A 19,710-nucleotide genomic window follows, 5' to 3' on the forward strand; every position below is an offset into this window, starting at 1 on the left:
TCCTCCCACTTATTTTTATACAATCTCTATACCCATGCTTCTTGCAGTACCTGCTATCATCCGCATAGCAGCCTCTATATCAGAAGCATTTAAGTCTTTCATCTTGATTTCAGCAATTTCTCTAAGCTGCTCCCTTGTAATTTTTCCTACTTTTTGTTTGTTAGGTTGCGGAGAACCTGACTCTATTCCAGCTGCCTTTTTGAGTAGCACAGCTGCTGGTGGAGTTTTAGTTATAAAACTAAATGACCTGTCTGCATATATTGTAATAACAACAGGAATTATTAGCCCTGCGTCTTTGGCTGTCCTTTCATTGAACTCTTTACAAAAAGCCATTATATTAACACCGTGAGGTCCTAAAGCAGTACCTACTGGTGGCGCAGGAGTAGCTTTTCCCGCTGGCAACTGTATTTTTACAACTGCTGCCACTTTCTTTGCCATGATTACACCTCCTTACCAAATTAAAATAGCTTATGAGTTTCTACTTTTATATTTTTTGAAGTTGTACAAGGTCAAATTCAACCGGTGTCTCTCTCCCAAACATGGAAATTAAAACTTTCGCCTTTTGTCTTTCTGGATAAATCTCTTGAACTACTCCAATAAAATTCTCAAAAGGCCCAGAAATAACCCTGACAGTATCTTTTACATTAAGGTCAACTGCAGTTGGAATCTCTTTTATACCTAAAGCTCTAACTTCCGCTTCAGTTAATGGTACAGGTTTAGATCCAGGGCCTACAAATCCTGTAACACCCCTGGTATTTCGCACAACGTACCAAGTATCATCTGTCATAACCATTTTCACCAAAACGTAACCCGGGAAAATCTTTCTCTCGACAGTTTTCTTTTTACCGTCTTTAATCTCAACAACTTTTTCCGTAGGTACGATGATTTGGTGAATTAAATGCTGCAAATTCCTATTCTCTACAATTTTCTCTAAATTAGCCTTAACTTTGTTTTCATATCCAGAATAGGTATGAACCACATACCACTTTGCATTTTCTTTTTCTGGCATAGTCAACCTCTGGGGACTCGCCCCAACCTCCTTTAAACTTTAATAATGAGCTTTAATAGATAACTAAAAACTGAGTCAATCAAAAAAATGAATACTGTAAAAAGAGCTACTACTATTAATACAATTTCCGTATAAGTTATCATAGTTTCTCTGCTTGGCCATGTCACCTTTTTCATTTCTGCCCTTACATCTTTGAAAAACTTGACAATTTTTCTTCCTTCACCGGCCATTTCCTCACATCCTCTTAAAGTTTTAAAAACTACTTAGTCTCTCTATGCAAGGTATGCTTTTTGCAGAATTTGCAGTATTTCATTAATTCTAACCTATCAGGGTCATTCTTCTTATTTTTTGTTGTATGATAGTTTCTATTCTTACACTCAGTACATGCCAATGTAATTTTTACTCTCAATTATTACACCTCCCGGTGATTCGACTGCTTAGTCAAATTTATCATAAATATAACTTCTTGTCAATCACCAAAAACAAAAAGTCTGTGTCAAAGATTTGTAGGTAGCTCATTAGTTGACATTTTGCACAGTTTGCTAAAGCATTGATTTAACTCAAAAGAAGCCAGGTTTGAACCCGGCTTCTTTTTTACTCTTCAATTGCTGACACAACGCCAGCACCTACTGTACGGCCGCCTTCTCTTATAGCAAACTTCAAACCTTCCTCCATCGCTATCGGTGTTATTAACTCTACTTTTATCGTTACATGGTCCCCTGGCATTACCATCTCTACTCCCTCTGGCAGGTGTATTACCCCTGTCACGTCTGTCGTCCTGAAGTAAAATTGTGGCCTGTATCCGTCAAAAAATGGTGTGTGCCTTCCTCCTTCTTCCTTCGTCAATACGTACACCTGTGCCTCAAACTTGGTGTGCGGCTTTATCGTCCCTGGCTTCGCCAATACTTGCCCTCTCTCTACTTCGTCCCTCTGTATTCCTCTTAATAACACTCCTATGTTGTCTCCCGCTTGCGCTTCGTCCATCGTCTTCCTGAACATCTCTACACCTGTCACTACTGTCTTCCTTAACTCCGTTGTAAGTCCTATTATCTCTACTTCGTCTCCTACCTTTATCTTCCCTCTCTCTACTCTACCTGTCGCTACTGTCCCTCTTCCTGTTATCGTAAATACATCCTCTACTGGCATTAAGAACGGTTTGTCTATATCCCTCTCTGGTGTCGGTATATAATTGTCTACTTCATCCATTAACTCCCATATCTTGCCGCACCATTGACATTCTCTCTTGCCACATCCGCATTCTAATGCCTTTAATGCTGACCCTACTACTATCGGTGTGTCATCTCCTGGAAAATCATATTCGTTCAACAATTCCCTTACTTCCATCTCTACTAATTCTATTAACTCCTCGTCGTCTACCATGTCCGCTTTGTTTAAAAATACTACTATATATGGCACTCCTACCTGCCTCGCTAATAGTATGTGCTCCCTCGTCTGTGGCATTGGACCGTCTGCCGCTGATACTACAAGTATTGCTCCATCCATCTGTGCTGCCCCTGTTATCATGTTCTTTACGTAGTCTGCGTGCCCTGGACAGTCTACGTGCGCATAGTGCCTCTTCTCTGTCTCATATTCTACGTGGGTCGTGTTTATTGTTATTCCTCTTGCCTTCTCCTCTGGCGCTTTGTCTATTTCATCATATCCCTTCGCTTCTGCCAATCCTATCTTTGATAATACCATCGTTATCGCTGATGTCAATGTCGTCTTCCCATGGTCTACGTGCCCTATCGTCCCTATGTTTACATGGGGTTTCTTCCTCTCAAATTTTTGCTTCGCCATCTTTATCCTCCTTTACAATAAACTTATCCTGGTGTTTCTTAAACCATGTCGCAAAAGCGACATTTTAATCTGTTGACAAAGTTCTATTTGTTGGCATTTTGCATCGTTCGTTCCAGTAACATCGCAGACTAAACTATCGCTCGACCTCGGGCTCAAGCGGGGTTCCGGGCACATTCGGCTCCGTGCCTCAGGTGCCCGCCTCCGCCATCCTTGGCTTCGGCCCCCCTTTCGCCTCTCGGTCTCGCTAAGTTTAGTTACTGCTCTGTTAAGTCACTCACTTATGCAAAATGCCAACATATCATAATGAGTTTGTCTACAGTCTGACATGTCGCAAAAGCGACATTTTATACATTTTGCGCTATGTACTTAAGCAAGCAACATATCCTCTACCCTCTATGATAAAAAAAAACATCAACAAGAAAATTGGAGCCCGCGACCGGGATCGAACCGGTGACCTCCGCCTTACCAAGGCGACGCTCTGCCTACTGAGCTACGTGGGCAAAAGGAGTATCACAACTCCGATTTTTGATTTTACTATAAAGTTTTCTAAATGTCAATAGTTAGCTGTTCCTCATTTCAAGATATCTTTCTAATTTTCTTTTGACCCTTTGCAGAGCATTATCTATGGATTTCACATGTCTGCTTAAATCTTCAGCGATTTCTTGATATGATTTACCATCTAAATATGATACCAAAACTTCCCACTCTAAGCCACTTAACAACTCTTCCATTTTGCTCTCAATATTAACGTATTCCTCTTTGCTTATTATTAATTCTTCAGGGTCAGAAATACATTCATTGGAGACAATATCCATAAGCGTTCTGTCAGACTCTTCATCAAAGATCGGCTTATTGAGGGAAACATAAGAATTCAAAGGTATGTGTTTTTGCCTTGTGGCAGTTTTGATAGCGGTGATAATTTGACGAGTTATGCATAATTCCGCAAAAGCCTTAAAAGAGGTGAGCTTATCACTTTTGTAATCGCGAATTGCCTTATAAAGCCCTATCATTCCTTCTTGCACAATGTCCTCTCTGTCTGCGCCGACTAAAAAATACGCTCGTGCTTTAGTTTTTACAAAGCTCTTATACCTATCGATAAGATACTCTAAGGCAGCCTCATCCCCCTTTTGAGCTTTAAAAACAATTTCTTCCTCCTGCATGTGGTCGTATGGTTCATAGTAGTCCTGCTGCGTCCCAGATTTCACCAATACCGCCCCATTTAATATTCAGGCAACTTTATACGTTATAATTATACATTACATTGGTAAAAGTAGTCAAGCTAATTTTAGCTGCTTTCTGACATTTTGCGCAACTTTTTTACGATTTCATCATCAAGGCGAGATTCCAAATTGTCTTTATAAATATTATTCACATAACTTTTCTTGTGACTTTCAATATATTTATTCATTTCTTCATAAAGCTCTCTGGCAGACATCCTTATTGCACCATGGGCTAAAACCACCTGTTGAATAGTCCAATCGGAACTCACCACAACCACCTGTTCCTTTTTAGACAATTCCACTACTTTTGACTCTATAAAATAATCCGCCGATTCTCCTTCTTTTGTATAAACTACCTCAATCCCATTAATTTCTTCGTGTTTTTCTAAACTTCCCTTTACATACATAGCATCAAAAACCAATATTATGTTTATACCTGAATACCCCTTAAAGTCAGCCAGCATATCAATCAATTTACTTCTTGCATCTTCCAAGCTTTTTTGTGCTTCCTCTTTAAGGACCTGCCAGTTGTTTATGACATTGTAACCATCTACAAGCATGTACATCTAATCACGCCTTACTTAATTCTTTTTGATACAATTTGATAAATCATCAGAGAAGCTGCAACAGAGGCATTGAGAGAATTTATATGCCCCCACATAGGAATTTTAACTACAAAATCGCAGTTTTGTAAAATTAATTTGGAAATCCCTTCTCCTTCACTTCCAATGACAAGCGCAAGGGGAATATCATAATCTAAATCTCCAAAACTTTTCTCTGCATTTGCTTCTGTGCCAACAATCCACAATCCTTTTTCCTTAAGTTTTTTTATAGTTTTATTTATATTAGATACCTTTGCAATTTTTACGTACTCAACTGCTCCTGCTGAAGTTTTCACCACAGTAGCATTAACGCCAACAGCTCGTCTTTTGGGAATTATGATCCCGTGAACTCCAAAAGCTTCTGCACTCCTTATGATCGCACCTAAATTATGGGGGTCTGTTATGCCATCAAGTATTACTAAAAAAGGCTTCTCTCCCTTTTGCTCAGCATATTCTAAAAGGTCTTCTACGTCAAAATATTTGTACAGAGCACATAAAGCTACAACTCCTTGATGATTCTGAAAATTAGAGAGTTTATCCAGCGTTTCATTATCAGTAGTTGAAACTACAATACCATTTTCTTTTGCAAGGTTTATTATTTTTGAAATATTTCCACCTGCAGTTTTAGAAACATAAATCTTTTCAATTTCTCTACCGCCTCTTATAGCTTCTATCACTGGATTTCTTCCAAAAATTATATTTTGTTCTTCCATAATTCCCACCTTATTCTTCATTGAATTGTACAGAAAGCTTGAGTATCTCTTCTAACCTTTTAAAATCTTTTGTAAGATACAAATAGCCAATTAAAGCCTCAAAAGCTGTAGCATATCTGTAATCTTGTACATCGGCGTTTTTAGGTATTGTAGCAGACTTTACATTTCTTCCTCTTTTTACAATGTCTTTTTCTTCTTCAGTGAGAAAATCGTAAATTCTTTTTATGGCGTTAGCTTGAGATTTGGCTTTAACATACTTGACCGTCTCTTTGTTCAAAAAGTGGACTGGACGATTGCTTTTGTTAACTGTCATTGTACGAATATAAAGGTCATAAACGCTATCTCCTATAAAAGCCAAAACGAGGGGTGATAGACTTAAAACCCCCTTTTTGTAAAAAATCCCTTATCTTCAAAATGTTTCATCAAACCTTTTTCCACCTTACTCCTTCTGGGGTATCTTCTAGTATTATTCCCCGTTCTTTTAATTTATCTCTTATCTCGTCAGCCAGTTTCCAATTCTTTTCTTTCCTTGCTTTTTGCCTTTCCTCTATTAAAGCCATTATTTCTTCATCATTTAGTTGTACTTCTGTGCCTTTATAAAAAAGCCCGAGAATTTCTGACGACTTTAAAAACACTTCTAAAATATATTCTATCAATTTCTTTGAAGAATTTCCACTAATATTTGTATTAGCTGTTTTTGCCATTTCAAATAAAACTGAAATAGCATCTGCTGTATTAAAATCGTCATCCATCGCTCTTTCAAATTCCTTTTTATATTCCTCAAATTTTTCAATCAACTGTTTCTCTTGTTCATTTAATTCCCTATCCTTGCACACATTAAGTAGATGTTTTAAATTACTTACAGCATTTGTCAACCTTTCATGAGCAGAATTTGCCTGCTCCATAAGGTCTAAGCTAAAATTAATAGGGCTTCTGTAATGAGCCATAAGCATAAAAAGTCTTAACACTTCAGGATTGTATTTTTCGGTCAGATCTCTTACTGTAAAGAAATTGCCTTTTGATTTTGACATTTTTTCATTGTTTATATTCAGATATCCTATGTGCATCCAATATTTAGAAAATGGAACTCCATAGGCTGCTTCACTTTGAGCAATTTCATTTTCGTGATGAGGAAAAATCAAATCAGGACCTCCTGCATGGATATCCAATGTTTTCCCCAAATATTTTGTAGACATAACAGAGCATTCTATATGCCAACCAGGCCTGCCTTTACCCCACGGGCTCTCCCAAGCCGGTTCACCGGGTTTTTGCGCTTTCCACAGCACAAAATCCATGGGGTTTTTCTTTTCCTCATTTACTTCTATCCTTGCTCCTGCCTCTAATTCTTCTATATTTTTGTGAGAAAGTTTGCCATAGTCCTTAAATTTAGCCGTTTCAAAATAAACATTGCCATTTACCACATAGGCATATCCTTTATCAATGAGAATTTTTATAAACTCAATTATGTCTTCTATATGCTCTGTAGCTTTGGGATGAACTGTGGCTCTCTTTATCCCTAAATTATCAGCATCTTTAAAATACTCTTCTATATACTTTTCCGCTACTTCTTTTGTAGTGATGTTTTCTTCCTGTGCTCTTTTAATTATTTTATCGTCAATATCAGTAAAATTTTGAACGTAATTCACCTTATATCCTTTGTACTCCAAATACCTTCTTACAGTGTCAAACACAATGAAAGCCCTAGCATTTCCTATGTGAATGTAATTGTAAACCGTTGGTCCGCATACATACATGTTGACTATTTTATCATTTAAAGGTTCAAAATCCTCTTTTGTCCGTGAAAGAGTATTATACAGCTTCATCCTTCTCTTCCTCCTTTTCACTTATAATTTGCTCTAATCTCTCAATTCTTTTTCTTAACTTTTCTAATTCTTCTTCAATAGGGTCAGGAAGCTTCCCGTGTTCCAAATCTACAGTATATGGTGAAGCTATGCGCACATTGTTTCTTTTGACACAACGCCCAGGCACTCCTACTACAGTGCTGCCAGGTGGTACATCTTTTAAAACAACAGCTCCTGCCCCAATTTTTGAATTTTCGCCTACTACTATAGGACCTAGTACTTTTGCACCACTGCCTATAACAACATTGTCCTTTATAGTAGGATGCCTTTTCCCCTTTTCTTTACCTGTTCCGCCTAAAGTCACTCCTTGATAGATAGTGACATTGTCTCCAATCTCAGTAGTTTCACCTATTACAACTCCCATACCATGGTCAATAAAGAACCCTTTCCCTATTTTAGCTCCGGGGTGTATTTCAATACCTGTTATAAACCTATTAAATTGAGAGATAAGTCTTGGCAATAAAATCAAGCCTTTTTTATATAAATAATGGGCAATTCTGTGCAATATTATGGCATGGAGCCCAGGGTAACACAATATGACCTCCAATACACTTTTAGCTGCAGGGTCTCTTTCAAAAATAACTCTTATGTCTTCTTTGAGAGTCTTAAACATATTACTACCTCCCTAAAAAATTATCCCCCTCATCTCAGAGACGAGGGGGGACTCCCGTGGTTCCACTCTGCTTGAGTTTAACACTCCACTCATTTTGGATAACGGCACAGGCCGGTAACCCCCTACTCAAAGTTCAGGGATACAGCTTAGAGACGCACTTCTTATAACATATCCTCGAGCTACTCGCAGCCTATGGTAGCTCTTCTCTGAAGGCTTATGCTATAATACTCTTCTCCTCATCGCCTTTTTAATTTATTAAATTTAGCGCTTTATTAAGCCTATATAAAACCTTCTGTTTCCCCAACAGAGGAATAATTTTTACAATTTCAGGTCCGTGGTCTTCTCCTGTTATTGCTATTCTAACAGGCATGAAAAACTCTTTGCCCTTCACATTTGTTTCTTTCTGTAACTTTTTCAGCAAATCTTTCACATAGTCTTCTGTCAATTCATTAACTTCATCTATAGCTTTTTTAAGAGCCTCTAACACTGTTTTACTGTTTGGATTATTTAATATTTCCATTGCTCTATCTGAGTATTCTACTTCTTCCACGAAAAACATTCTGGCTTTTTCTGTTATTTGAGCTACATATTGAAGTCCATCTTTGTAAAGAGATATTACACCCTTTAGCCAATTATACATCACATTGTCTATTTCGTCAATGTATCCTGCCTTTTTTAAATGAGGAATAGCCAAATCTACAATCCTTTCAACAGGGCTTTTTTGTATATATTGTTGGTTCATCCAGTTAAGCTTCTCAATGTCAAAGATAGGATTGGCACTGTGAATCCTTTTGAAATTAAATTTTTTGATAATTTCTTCCTTTGACATAATCTCTACATTGTCTTCTGGGGACCAGCTTAAAAGGGAGAGGAAATTAAACATCGCTTCTGGTAAATATCCTATCTCCCTGTACTGGCCTATATAAGTATTGCCATGCCTTTTAGAAAGCTTAGTCCTGTCTGGTCCCAATATTAAAGGTGCATGGGCAAACTTAGGAATTTCAAAACCTAAAGCTTTGTAAATCAATATCTGCTTAGGGGTATTGTATATATGGTCTTCTCCTCTTATGACATGGGTAATCTTCATAAGGGCATCGTCCACTACGACCGCAAAATTGTATGTAGGCATGCCATCTGATTTGACAATTACCATATCTCCTCCTAAAGTATCGGATTTTATCGTGATTTTCCCTTTAATCATGTCCTCGAATTCTATCACTTCATCATCAGGAATGATAAACCTTATAACAGGCTTTCGTCCCTCTCTAATAAACGCCTCTTCTTGTTCCTTTGTAAGATACCTGCACCTTCCTGAATAGCGGGGTATATCTCCTCTTTCTACTGCCTTTCTTCTATCTTCTTCTAATTCCTCCGGAGTGCAATAGCATCTATATGCCTTTTTTTCTTCAATAAGTTTCTGGGCAAGTTTATGATAAATTTCAAGTCTTTCACTTTGCCTATAAGGACCATAGGGACCTGGTTTGTCTGGCCCTTCGTCCCATTCTATGCCTAACCACTCCAATTCTTTGAAAATCAACTCTTCAAACTCTTTGGAAGACCTTTCAAGGTCTGTATCCTCAATCCTCAACACAAAAGTAGCTCCTTCACTACGTGAAAAAAGATAATTAAAAAGAGCAGTTCTTATATTACCTATGTGTATAGCGCCAGTAGGACTGGGAGCAAATCTAACCCTCAAATTGCTCATGTGTGTCACTCCATCCTTTTTTTAGTTAATGCTACTGTACTAGATTTAATTATAACAAATTTTGCGCTTTTTAAATAGATGAAATGACAATTGTGTGTATCAAAATTTTGTAGATTAGGTGACGTTTTGACGCAAAGCGCGCGACTTGACTGCCCTGCACTCTAATAAACTTGCTATTACTTTGCTTTGTGATTATATAACATGTTTATTTGAGTGCCGGGAAACTTAGCGAGACCGAAAGATGAAGGCGGGGCCGAAGGCAAGGATGCCGGGGTATGGCCCCTGAGACAAGGAGGCCGAATGGGCCAGGAACCCCGCCGGAATCTGAGGTCGAGCGTTAGTTTGGCCTGTGAGGTCACCGGAGCAAGCAGCGCAAAACGTCAGCTTTAAAAAACTTTATTTTAAACTCATGTACTTGACTGTAACTGTAGGAATAGCACTTAATTCCTCCGCCAATTCCTCCATAAATTTTTCTTCTCCTCTCACATTTAAAGTTATAAGCCCGCTGCCGTTTTCCGCATCATGTATTCCAAACCTAGCAATTATACGGTCTCCGTGCCTTGTCAAAATTTCTTGCACTTTTGGACCAAATTCGCTTCTTTTTTCTACACTTATGCCCATTACATAAATGTTCATAAAATTCCCTCCTGCATTATCAATCTTTTGACAAATATTCTTTCACATAAAAACTTTCTTTATGCAAAATAAGGGACTTCCCTTAGGAAATCCCTTATTTCATCTCCTCTTTTATTATATTCTTAACTCTTTCAACTACCTCAGAAACTTTTACCTCTTCTGCTTCTTCTTTTGCCCTCAGCTTAATTTCAACTATATCACCGTCAACCTTTTTGCCAACAGTAATCCTTATTGGTATACCTAATAAATCCGCATCGTTAAATTTGACACCTGCTCTTAAATCTCTGTCATCTATCAAAACTTCTATTCCCTCTTTTTGAAGTGCTTGATATATATCCTCTGACACCTGTTTTTGCGCTTCATTAGCCACATTTACAGGTACCACAATCACGTGGTAAGGAGCCACACTCATAGGCCATATAATTCCTTTGTCGTCATGGTGTTGTTCTATGATGGCTGCAACTGTCCTGTTGATTCCTATGCCATAGCATCCCATTACAATAGGCTTTTCATTTCCTTCTTCGTCCACATATTTAGCTCCTAATGCATCGCTGTATTTTGTCCCCAGTTTAAAAATATGTCCTACTTCTATGCCTCTATCAATTTTAAGCGGTGACCCACATTTTGGACACCTGTCTCCTTCAACCACGCTTTTTATATCCGCTACAATATCCCCTTTAAAATCTCTGCCGTAATTTACGTTTATAAAGTGATAATCCGTTTCATTAGCTCCCACTATGAAATTTCTCATCTGTGGAATCTCATTATCCACTATGACCATGACTTCTCCTTTTAAGCCTATAGGACCTGCAAATCCCACTTTGGCTCCAGTGACCTTTTCCACAAGAGAAGCGTCTGCCAACTCCAAATCTTCTTCTCTTATTCCTAAAATGTTGAGAAGTTTTGTCTCATTTAAATCCCTATTTCCTCTTACCAAAGCTGCCACAACCTTATCTTTTGCTTTATATATGAGAGTTTTTACAAATCTGTCAGAAGTGACGCCCAGAAAGTTTACCAATTCCTCAATTGTGCGTACCTCAGGGGTTTCCACTTTTTCTTTAAGTAACATCTCTTTTTCTGCGCTTTGGTTAATGAGGCATTCTGCTTTTTCTTCATTAGCCGCATATCCGCAATTTTCACAATAAGCTATTACTGCCTCACCCACACTTGATGTCACCATGAATTCTTTAGAATCTTTGCCACCCATAGCTCCTGAATCTGCTTCTACCACAATGTATTTTAATCCGCACCTGTCAAATATTTTACAATATGCCTCATACATCTTATTAAAAGACACATCTAAGCCTTCCCAATCAACATCAAAACTATAGGCATCTTTCATTATAAACTCTCTACTTCTCATGACACCAAAACGAGGTCGTCTTTCATCCCTGAACTTAGTCTGTATCTGGTAAAGTATAATAGGCAACTGCCTGTAAGACTTTATCTCATTCCTGACAAGGTCTGTAAAAACTTCTTCGTGGGTGGGACCTAAACAAAAATCTCTTTCATTTCTGTCTTTAAGCTTAAACATTTCTGGACCAAAGACATCCCATCTTCCACTTTCTTTTAAAAGCTCCGCGGGAATAAGAGCAGACATCAACACTTCTTGAGAACCAGCTCTATCCATCTCTTCCCTTACAATCTGCTCTACCTTTTTTAACACCCTTTGTCCCAATGGCAAATAAATATATACCCCCGAAGCCAGTTTTCTCATCAAAGCTGCCTTTAACATGAGAATATGACTGGGAATCTCAGCTTCGGCAGGGATTTCTCTTAAAGTCGGAACTAATAATTGCGATAACCTCATCTCCATCCTCCTAAGTATAGATAATTTTAAATAAATTTTATTTTACCTAATTATCCATGTCAACACTTAATTCTTTCAAACTTACAATTACATAAGCTTTTATTCCCTCTTCTTTACCGGTAAAACCTAATCCTTCTTCAGTCTTCGCTTTTACATTTACTCTTTTTTCATCAATGTTCAGCAAATCAGCTAACCTTTTTTTAATTTTATCCTTATAGGGCGACAGCTTAGGCTGTTGGGCCACAATAATGCAGTCTATATTATTGACAGCAAATTTGCCTTTTATCATATCTAACACTTTAGAAAGCAAAACTGAACTTTCAATGCCTTTATAAGCCATATCTATATCAGGAAAATGTTCGCCTATGTCCCCCAATCCCGCAGCTCCCAAAATAGCATCTATGAGGGCATGTATCAAAGCATCTGCATCAGAATGGCCAGCAAGCCCTTTAACATATGGAATCTCCACACCGCCTAAAACAAGTTTTCTTCCCTCTTGAAATTTGTGAACATCATATCCTAATCCAACTCTCATGTCAACCATCCTTTACTCTAAAGTTCCCCTCTTTATCCACTTCCAATGTTAAACCACTACTTCTTGCAAAGCGAGAGGGTTTAATCTTTTTAGCAAAACTACTTTTATTTGTTTCAATATATATTTCTGAAAGGAAGGGTTCTCTTATAGAAATGCGATACTGCCCTTCTGGCTTTAAATTTAAATGCCAAGTCAATTTTCCAAATATGTCATAGCTTACAGTGTTTTTACTTCTATCCAGTACTACTATTTTTTTATCTGTTATCATGCTTAGATAAGACACAATCTTCTCAAGAATTGAAACAGCTGGTTTTTCCCTTACGCCTAAAATATTTTGTAAATCTGGTATAGAATCATTGAGGATTCCTATATGTCCTGTCTTAAGCACAAAATTCTCGCCTTCTACTCCCAATGCGCTCTTTTTAAGGACGGTCCCATCTCCTTTATTATCTCTTATGACACCTATCGGCTTTCCATCCGGCCATACCACTTCACTTAAAGAATTCTCCACTTGTATAAAATTATTGGTGTATATGCCATCTCCCGAAAAAACGTATATATTTTTTATCCTGTCGTATAAAATTTGAACCTCTTCGTTTAGATGATTCAAAAAATCATTCATAACCTTCATATATTCTACATTTTTAAACACAATTTTATCATATCTGGTAGGATACATAAAAAGATAATTTCCGTATTCTTTAGAGGGCATGAGGTCTTTAATAGAAGGAATATATTTTCGAATGATAGTTATCGCATCCTTATCCCCTTTAATTTTTGAAAAAACCCACAAAAACCCTTTAAACAGCATGTTTAAAAAATCTTCATCATCAGGTGGAACAGTTCCACCTTCCCAACCATAATAGGCATTTGCTGACCCAAAGTGAGGTGTAGCTAAAAAAATCAATTTATCTACATCAAACTGATACTTGTCACTTTGGATATAACTTCTTGCCAAAAGCCCTCCCATGCTGTGGCATATCAAATCCACTTTAGAACTACCAGTTTTAGCCTTTGCTTGCTCAATTGTCAATTTGAGTGTGTCAATTGAATCAGGAACACTTTTCCACCATTCATAATAGCATACAAACAAATTTTTTCCCTCGACAAAACCTAACTTGTTCAAGTTTTCTATAAAGGGATTATATACATAGGCAGCAGGTCCAAAACTCCACATTTTTCCCAAAGGAGTTGGTGTAAAAACAGAACCAAATATTCCATGAACAAACACAACCGGGTTATTCATAGAATCACCCTCATATAATTTAATACGGAAATAAAATCCTATACTAAATTATATGAGGATGTAAAAAAAACGTTATTTTTTGAGAAATGCCTCTGCCACAATTAAGTCCTCTGGTGTAGTTATTTTTATATTTTTGTAATTTCCTTCAACTACTTTTACTTTATAGTCCAATCTTTCTACTAAAACTGAGTCGTCAGTGCCAATAAATCCTTCTTTTATAGCCTTTTGGTGTGCATCGATAATCAGACCCCTTTCAAAAACTTGGGGAGTCTGAATAGCCCACAGAAATTTTCTGTCAGGAGTGCTTACTATGAAATTATCCTCATCGACAATTTTTATTGTATCCTTAACAGGCACTCCAACTGCTGCCGCTTTATACACATAAGCCTGTTCCAAAGTATTTAAAACTATCTCTTTGTCAATAAGAGGCCTTGCTCCATCGTGAATTGCCACAATTTCCGAATGTTTGCTTGTATTTATAAGACCATTATATACTGAATGCTGCCTTTCACTTCCACCTTCTACTAATTTTATAGGCTTTTTAAAACTATATTTTTTAATAACATTTTGCTGGCAGTATCCCATTTCTTCTTTAGAGACAACAACAATAATTTCCTTAATACAATCAATATCATCAAAAACCTTAAGAGAATAATACAGTACTGGTTTGCCGCCTAAATGGATATACACTTTATTTACCGTCTGTCCCATTCTTGTGCCTTTCCCTGCCGCAACGACAACCGCGCTCGCAATCATCTTATCTACCTCACAAATAACTTATTACATACTCCAATTATAACACGTCGACACAAAAAAACACAGGTTTCCCTGCGTTTTTTATATAGCTTTTTCTTGTTCTGTTTGCTTAGGCTTCGCAAATATCATTCTTCCAGCCGCTGTTTGTAGCACACTTGTTACAAGCACTTCTATGGTACTTCCTATAAACTTTTTGCCTCCATCCACTACAATCATAGTGCCATCGTCCAGATATGCAACACCTTGTCCTGACTCTTTCCCGTCTTTAATGACTTGAACCACCATTTCCTCTCCAGGAAGAACAATTGGTTTTACTGCATTTGAAAGCTCATTTATATTCAAAACAGGCACCCTGTGAAACTCTGCTACTTTATTTAAATTATAATCATTGGTGATTATTTTACCTTTGAGCATTTGGGCAAGCCTCAAAAGCTTAGTATCTACTTCTGCTGCATCAATGTCTTTATCTACAATTTCCACCTTAATGTTCAATTCATTTTGTATCTTGTTTAACACATCAAGGCCGCGCCTTCCTCTATTTCTCTTCAAAGAATCTGAAGAATCCGCAATATGCCGCAACTCCTCCAAAACAAAACTTGGAATTACCAAAGGTCCCTCAATAAATCCTGTCTTACATATGTCAAATATTCTTCCATCTATAATAACACTTGTATCCAAAATTTTAGGTATTCCATTGTATTCATTTTTAGTATTTTTTTGTGGCCCCAACTTTTTCATAAAAGAGAACAAATTTAAAAACTCTTCCTTCTTTTTTAAAGAAATCTTAATTCCCAAATAGCCTAAAAACACACCCAAAAGAATAGGAACCACTTTGCCTACAATGAAAATAGAATAAAGAGGCGCACTTATCAAATTTGCTACAATAAGCCCCACTATAAGCCCAAAGGCTGCTATCAAAATATCCGACATCGGCATATTTTGAAGCCTCGACTCTAACCATACTTCAAAGTCTTTCCCCCACTTTATCAGTTTAGGAGAAATGACAAAAAATATAATTCCGCCTATCAACATACCTACCACATAGATTATAATAGTTGAGAGATAATTTACCTGCAAACTTACAAAACTTTGAAGTTTTAAAAGATTTAGAAAAATTATTGACATTTCAAAACCAGTAACAAAACCAATTAACGTGATAACACCCTTTATAATTTTATCTAACATATTCTCACCTCCTATCTCTATTATTGGCTATTTTTCACATTATTATAAGTATTAGTGGGGGAATAATTAAAAATATTGCATAGTTTTTACATGTATATCCTGCTGTCAATTACAGTATACTACTTATGTGTAGCGATTGTCAATTTAGTTGAAGATTAAAATTACATTAATGCTATATAATGTATTTAAATGCCATTCTAAATATTGACATTGTATGAGTTTAAGTCTATAATAAAAGCAAAAGAAGTTATAAAAACTTAGTGGACGGGAGTGGACTAAAAAATGAAGGATATTATTGTAGATGACCTCCAAAACACAGTAGATGAATACCTTCTTCGCCACAGAAGTATTATGGATATAATGACAAAAATACAAGAGAGCAGCGCCCGTATAAACAGAGCCGTTGCAAAATCTGTAACTGAATGCGGATGTATAAGGATAAATGCCACCAAACAAGAAACTCCCCCTGATGCAAATTTAAAAGAAGCCCATAAATATTTTAAATCTCACTTAGAAGGTCAACTGTGTGACAATTGCAAAGAGGTTATAGAAACAGAAATAGGCAACAACATATTCTACATAATCGCCTTGTGCAATGTTTTAGGCCTTAATTTTTACGATATACTTCTTAAAAAGCACAAAGAATTAAACATACTGGGAATATTCAACATGCTGTAAAATAAAGGCGTCCTTTTTCAAAGAGACGCTCTTTCTTGTCTTTGTAATTGCTTTAAAAAATCAAGGATTTCTTTTATATCTTTCACCTTTATCACTTTTATGTTCTCAAACTTTTTTATTTCCTTCGTTTTCATATCCGGAATAAAAACTTGTGAAAAACCCATTTTTTGTGCTTCTCCAATCCGTTTATCTATGTTACTTACTCCTCTCACTTCCCCTGTCAGCCCCACTTCTCCTATAAAACACACATCATGCGGAATAGGAATATTAAAATATCCAGAAAGAGAAGATGCTATTACTCCAAGGTCAGCAGCGGGTTCTTGAATTTTCATGCCTCCTGCGACATTTATATAGGCATCAAATTGAGAAAGATTTATTCCAAGCCTTTTCTCTATAACCGCAAGAAGTAGTACAGAGCGATTATAATCAAACCCTGTAGCCATCCTGCGGGGAACTCCAAAATTAGTGCGGCATAGCAAAGACTGAACCTCCATTAAAATAGGCCTTGTTCCTTGTATAGAACACACTACAGTGGTTCCTGGAACATTTTTGGGCCTATTTGAAAGAATGAATTCAGAAGGATTGCGAATTTCTCTTAGTCCATTCTCTTCCATGTCAAAAACACCTATTTCATTTGTAGACCCAAACCTGTTTTTAACAGCCCGCAATATCCTAAAAGACTGGGTTCTATCCCCTTCAAAATACAAAACTGTGTCTACCATGTGTTCTAACACTTTAGGACCTGCAATCGCCCCTTCCTTGGTAACATGCCCTATTATGAAAATGCTTATACCTTTTTGCTTAGCAATTTCCATGAGTCGCTGTGTAACCTGCCTTACTTGAGATATACTGCCTGGTATAGTGGGGCTTTCTTCTGTATACATAGTCTGTATAGAATCAATAATAACAAAACCTGGCATAACATTTTCAATTTTCCTTTCTATCTCTTCAATGTTCGTCTCACAGAGCAAATATATTTCTTGTTTTTCCTTTAAAATTCTATCCGCCCGCAATTTAATCTGTTGAAGTGATTCTTCTCCTGAAACATAAAGCACTTTCATGGACTTAGAAATATTGCCTGCAACTTGCAGCAAAAGTGTAGATTTACCTATACCGGGGTCTCCTCCAATTAAAACAAGAGAACCTCTTATAATTCCTCCTCCTAAAACCCTGTCAAACTCCTCAATACCTGTCTTTACCCTTTTATCTTCTTGAATTATTACATCCTTTAAAAGAAATACTTCCGACTTTTTCTTTTCCTTTACCGATGTTTTTAAGACTTCTACTACTTTTTCCTCTTCAAAAGAATTCCACGTATCACAATTAGGACATCTGCCTAACCATTTACTGCTTTCAAAGCCGCATTCCCGGCATACAAACTTTGTCGTTGGTTTTGCCATAACTCCACCATCTTTCTTAAAAATCCTCTTTTTTAAATTATATCACAAACTTAAGCCATACCTGCAAAAGTAAAATAGAGCAGCAACCCATTCAAAGTAATTATAACTAATGTAACTATCACTCCCGTAATCTTTTCTATAGGTTTATTTACAAATTCCCCCATAAACTTTTTTTGAGAAGTAATTATAAGCATAGGAATTATTGCCATAGGCAGTTCAAGACTTAAAATCACTTGGCTTATAATGAGAGTTTTTATGGGGTCTATCCCCAGCGAAATAATTATCAAAGCAGGCATCATAGTAATAAGCCTTCTCAAATTAAGAGGGATATTAAGCCCTACAAAACCTTTCATTATAGTTTGCCCTGCCATTGTACTTACTGCGGAAGAAGATAAACCAGAGGCCAAAAGCGCAATACCAAAAGCCCAACTGGATAAAGGACCTAACAATGGTTTTAATGACATATGAGCTTCTTCAATGGATTCTACCACCATGCCGTTTTTATAAAAAACCGCTGCTGAAACTATGAGCATAGCTGCATTTATTATAAAAGCGATATTCATCGCCACTATAATATCCAACTTTTCCATCTTCAAATGTTCTTTTTTCTCTTCAATAGTCATTCCTGTATTCCTATATTGTACAAGTTGCGAATGTAGATAAATTACGTGAGGCATCACAGTAGCTCCTAATATACCTACTGCTATTAACAAAGCTTCTCCATTAGGTATAGAAGGAACAATAGTGTGAAAAAACACTTTCCCCCAATCAGGTTTTGCTAAAAACAACTCAAAAGCATAAGAAAGGCTTATAACTGATACCAATACAAAAATCACCATTTCAACTATTTTTTGCCCATACTTTTCTAAATACACAATTATAAAAGTGATCACTCCTGTCAAAAGCCCTGCATATACGAGAGGAATGTGAAAAAGCAAATATAATCCCAAAGTACCTCCCAAAAATTCTGCTAAATCTGTCGCCATTGCCGCCAGTTCTGCCGCTATCCACAAAAACCAATTAACTTTTCTTTTAAAGATTAAGCCACACATTTCTGGCAAATTGTGGCCTGTTGCAATTCCCAATTTTGCAGACATGATTTGCAAAAAAATAGCCATAATATTGCTCCAAAGTATCACCCATATTAAATGATAATTAAATATTGAACCGCCGCTTATGTTCGTAGCAAAATTCCCAGGGTCAATATAAGCTACGCTTATAACAAAAGCAGGGCCAAAATATTTTAAAATTTTCTTTAAACTGCGTTTAATAGATAAAAAATTTCTATTATCGAATAATGATTTTAATTGTGTGCGGTTTTCCAAAAAAATCCCTCCTGTTTTAGACAAAGCTAATTTTATTCGCCTTATTTAAAATATGTGATTTCTTGCCCTTTTGTTACATAAAAAAAGAACCTCTTGGGTTCATTTCATTTTTTTAAATCTTTCTACAACATCGGGATTTCGCGATAGAAATTTATTAAACAATTTAATCCTTTCCAATGTATCCTTAGAAATATTGTGTTCAATTAACTCAGTCTGTACCAGTAATTCCTCTTTAACTCCTAAATTTTTTAAAAATGTCTCTATTATAGAGTGCCTCTCTAATAGGAATTTGCCCATCTCTTTCCCTTTCTCAGTCAAATTTATAATCCCGTACTTTTTATATTCTACAAGCCCCAACTCCTTTAACTTTTGAAGCATTTTTGTAGTAGAAGGTGCTTTTACATTTAGCAATTCAGAAAGAACATTTACCCTTATATAAGAACTTTTCAAACTTTCTCTGTAAATCATCTCAACATAGTCTTCCATAGCAGGTGTTAGACGTTTTTCCTTTTTTGAAAGAATTTGGTAGCCTCTCACAGTATAAAATTTGTCCCTTTCCATATCATCACAACCTTTTATATTTAGAATCTCTAATAGCATATATACTCTCTTTTAACA

The 19,710-nt window shown here is 36.7% G+C and carries 22 protein-coding genes, 1 tRNA gene and 1 other annotated feature; of the genes, 1 reads left to right on the forward strand and 22 read right to left on the reverse strand.

Features of this window, described 5'->3' with window-relative positions; all coding sequences use genetic code 11:
* Positions 1–15 precede the first annotated feature (15 nt).
* The 19 genes from rplK to TKV_RS10185 all read right to left on the reverse strand — a co-directional run bounded on the left by rplK (position 16) and on the right by TKV_RS10185 (position 15,689).
* Complete coding sequence (gene rplK / locus TKV_RS10095) at positions 16–438, reverse strand: 50S ribosomal protein L11 (RefSeq protein WP_003868695.1); 423 nt, start codon at positions 436–438, stop codon at positions 16–18.
* A gap of 46 nt (positions 439–484) precedes the next feature.
* Positions 485–1,009, reverse strand: a complete 525-nt coding sequence (nusG, locus tag TKV_RS10100) for a transcription termination/antitermination protein NusG (protein WP_003868694.1) — start codon at positions 1,007–1,009, stop codon at positions 485–487.
* Positions 1,010–1,041: 32 nt separating this feature from the next.
* Positions 1,042–1,239 carry a preprotein translocase subunit SecE gene (gene secE / locus TKV_RS10105; RefSeq protein WP_003870275.1) on the reverse strand — a complete coding sequence of 66 codons (198 nt, stop codon included), beginning with the start codon at positions 1,237–1,239 and terminating at the stop codon, positions 1,042–1,044.
* Between the two features lie 29 nt (positions 1,240–1,268).
* Entirely contained in the window at positions 1,269–1,418 is a 150-nt protein-coding gene (rpmG, locus tag TKV_RS10110; protein WP_004402360.1) for a 50S ribosomal protein L33, read from the reverse strand.
* A gap of 185 nt (positions 1,419–1,603) precedes the next feature.
* Positions 1,604–2,806 carry an elongation factor Tu gene (tuf, locus tag TKV_RS10115; protein WP_049685822.1) on the reverse strand — a complete coding sequence of 401 codons (1,203 nt, stop codon included), beginning with the start codon at positions 2,804–2,806 and terminating at the stop codon, positions 1,604–1,606.
* Between the two features lie 424 nt (positions 2,807–3,230).
* Positions 3,231–3,306, reverse strand: a tRNA-Thr gene (locus TKV_RS10120).
* A gap of 60 nt (positions 3,307–3,366) precedes the next feature.
* Positions 3,367–4,011 carry an RNA polymerase sporulation sigma factor SigH gene (gene sigH, locus TKV_RS10125; protein WP_049685827.1) on the reverse strand — a complete coding sequence of 215 codons (645 nt, stop codon included), beginning with the start codon at positions 4,009–4,011 and terminating at the stop codon, positions 3,367–3,369.
* Between the two features lie 80 nt (positions 4,012–4,091).
* Positions 4,092–4,592: an NYN domain-containing protein gene (locus tag TKV_RS10130; RefSeq protein WP_049685828.1), complete on the reverse strand. Its 501-nt coding sequence runs from the start codon at positions 4,590–4,592 to the stop codon at positions 4,092–4,094.
* Between the two features lie 11 nt (positions 4,593–4,603).
* Entirely contained in the window at positions 4,604–5,341 is a 738-nt protein-coding gene (gene rlmB / locus TKV_RS10135; protein WP_049685829.1) for a 23S rRNA (guanosine(2251)-2'-O)-methyltransferase RlmB, read from the reverse strand.
* A 10-nt stretch (positions 5,342–5,351) separates the two neighbouring features.
* Positions 5,352–5,741, reverse strand: a complete 390-nt coding sequence (locus TKV_RS10140; protein WP_049685830.1) for a Mini-ribonuclease 3 — start codon at positions 5,739–5,741, stop codon at positions 5,352–5,354.
* A 22-nt stretch (positions 5,742–5,763) separates the two neighbouring features.
* A complete protein-coding gene (gene cysS, locus TKV_RS10145; protein WP_049685831.1) occupies positions 5,764–7,164 on the reverse strand; it encodes a cysteine--tRNA ligase in 1,401 nt (466 codons plus the stop codon).
* Positions 7,151–7,816 carry a serine O-acetyltransferase gene (gene cysE / locus TKV_RS10150; protein WP_049685832.1) on the reverse strand — a complete coding sequence of 222 codons (666 nt, stop codon included), beginning with the start codon at positions 7,814–7,816 and terminating at the stop codon, positions 7,151–7,153. Before cysE ends, cysS begins: the two co-directional genes overlap by 14 nt.
* Positions 7,817–7,849: 33 nt before the next feature.
* Positions 7,850–8,065 (reverse strand) — a binding site (T-box leader).
* The gene (gene gltX / locus TKV_RS10155) at positions 8,064–9,521 is read right to left on the reverse strand and encodes a glutamate--tRNA ligase (RefSeq protein WP_049685833.1); all 1,458 of its coding nucleotides are present in this window, start codon (positions 9,519–9,521) and stop codon (positions 8,064–8,066) included. (Overlaps the previous feature by 2 nt.)
* Positions 9,522–9,917: 396 nt before the next feature.
* A complete protein-coding gene (locus TKV_RS10160) occupies positions 9,918–10,157 on the reverse strand; it encodes a hypothetical protein (protein WP_049685834.1) in 240 nt (79 codons plus the stop codon).
* Positions 10,158–10,251: 94 nt separating this feature from the next.
* Positions 10,252–11,967, reverse strand: a complete 1,716-nt coding sequence (locus tag TKV_RS10165; RefSeq protein ID WP_049685835.1) for a proline--tRNA ligase — start codon at positions 11,965–11,967, stop codon at positions 10,252–10,254.
* Positions 11,968–12,013: 46 nt separating this feature from the next.
* The gene (gene ispF / locus TKV_RS10170) at positions 12,014–12,502 is read right to left on the reverse strand and encodes a 2-C-methyl-D-erythritol 2,4-cyclodiphosphate synthase (RefSeq protein ID WP_049685836.1); all 489 of its coding nucleotides are present in this window, start codon (positions 12,500–12,502) and stop codon (positions 12,014–12,016) included.
* Position 12,503: 1 nt separating this feature from the next.
* A complete protein-coding gene (locus tag TKV_RS10175; protein ID WP_049685837.1) occupies positions 12,504–13,748 on the reverse strand; it encodes a lipase family alpha/beta hydrolase in 1,245 nt (414 codons plus the stop codon).
* A gap of 72 nt (positions 13,749–13,820) precedes the next feature.
* On the reverse strand, positions 13,821–14,504 hold the full coding sequence (ispD, locus tag TKV_RS10180; RefSeq protein ID WP_049685838.1) for a 2-C-methyl-D-erythritol 4-phosphate cytidylyltransferase: 684 nt from the start codon (positions 14,502–14,504) through the stop codon (positions 13,821–13,823).
* An 81-nt stretch (positions 14,505–14,585) separates the two neighbouring features.
* Positions 14,586–15,689, reverse strand: coding sequence for a PIN/TRAM domain-containing protein (locus tag TKV_RS10185; protein WP_049685839.1), 1,104 nt, complete (start codon positions 15,687–15,689; stop codon positions 14,586–14,588).
* A 282-nt stretch (positions 15,690–15,971) separates the two neighbouring features.
* Here TKV_RS10185 and TKV_RS10190 point away from each other — a divergent pair, with 282 nt between their 5' ends.
* A complete protein-coding gene (locus TKV_RS10190) occupies positions 15,972–16,367 on the forward strand; it encodes a nucleoside triphosphate pyrophosphohydrolase family protein (protein WP_049685840.1) in 396 nt (131 codons plus the stop codon).
* Between the two features lie 17 nt (positions 16,368–16,384).
* Here the strand turns inward: TKV_RS10190 and radA are convergent, their stop codons facing one another.
* From radA to TKV_RS10205, 3 genes are all read right to left on the reverse strand, one after another.
* Entirely contained in the window at positions 16,385–17,767 is a 1,383-nt protein-coding gene (gene radA / locus TKV_RS10195; protein WP_049685841.1) for a DNA repair protein RadA, read from the reverse strand.
* A gap of 50 nt (positions 17,768–17,817) precedes the next feature.
* Positions 17,818–19,038, reverse strand: a complete 1,221-nt coding sequence (locus TKV_RS10200; RefSeq protein WP_394214536.1) for an Nramp family divalent metal transporter — start codon at positions 19,036–19,038, stop codon at positions 17,818–17,820.
* 153 nt (positions 19,039–19,191) lie between these two features.
* Positions 19,192–19,653, reverse strand: coding sequence for a metal-dependent transcriptional regulator (locus TKV_RS10205; protein WP_049686277.1), 462 nt, complete (start codon positions 19,651–19,653; stop codon positions 19,192–19,194).
* Between the last annotated feature and the right edge of the window lie 57 nt (positions 19,654–19,710).

The sequence above is a fragment of the Thermoanaerobacter kivui genome, assembly GCF_000763575.1.
Lineage (GTDB): Bacteria > Bacillota > Thermoanaerobacteria > Thermoanaerobacterales > Thermoanaerobacteraceae > Thermoanaerobacter > Thermoanaerobacter kivui.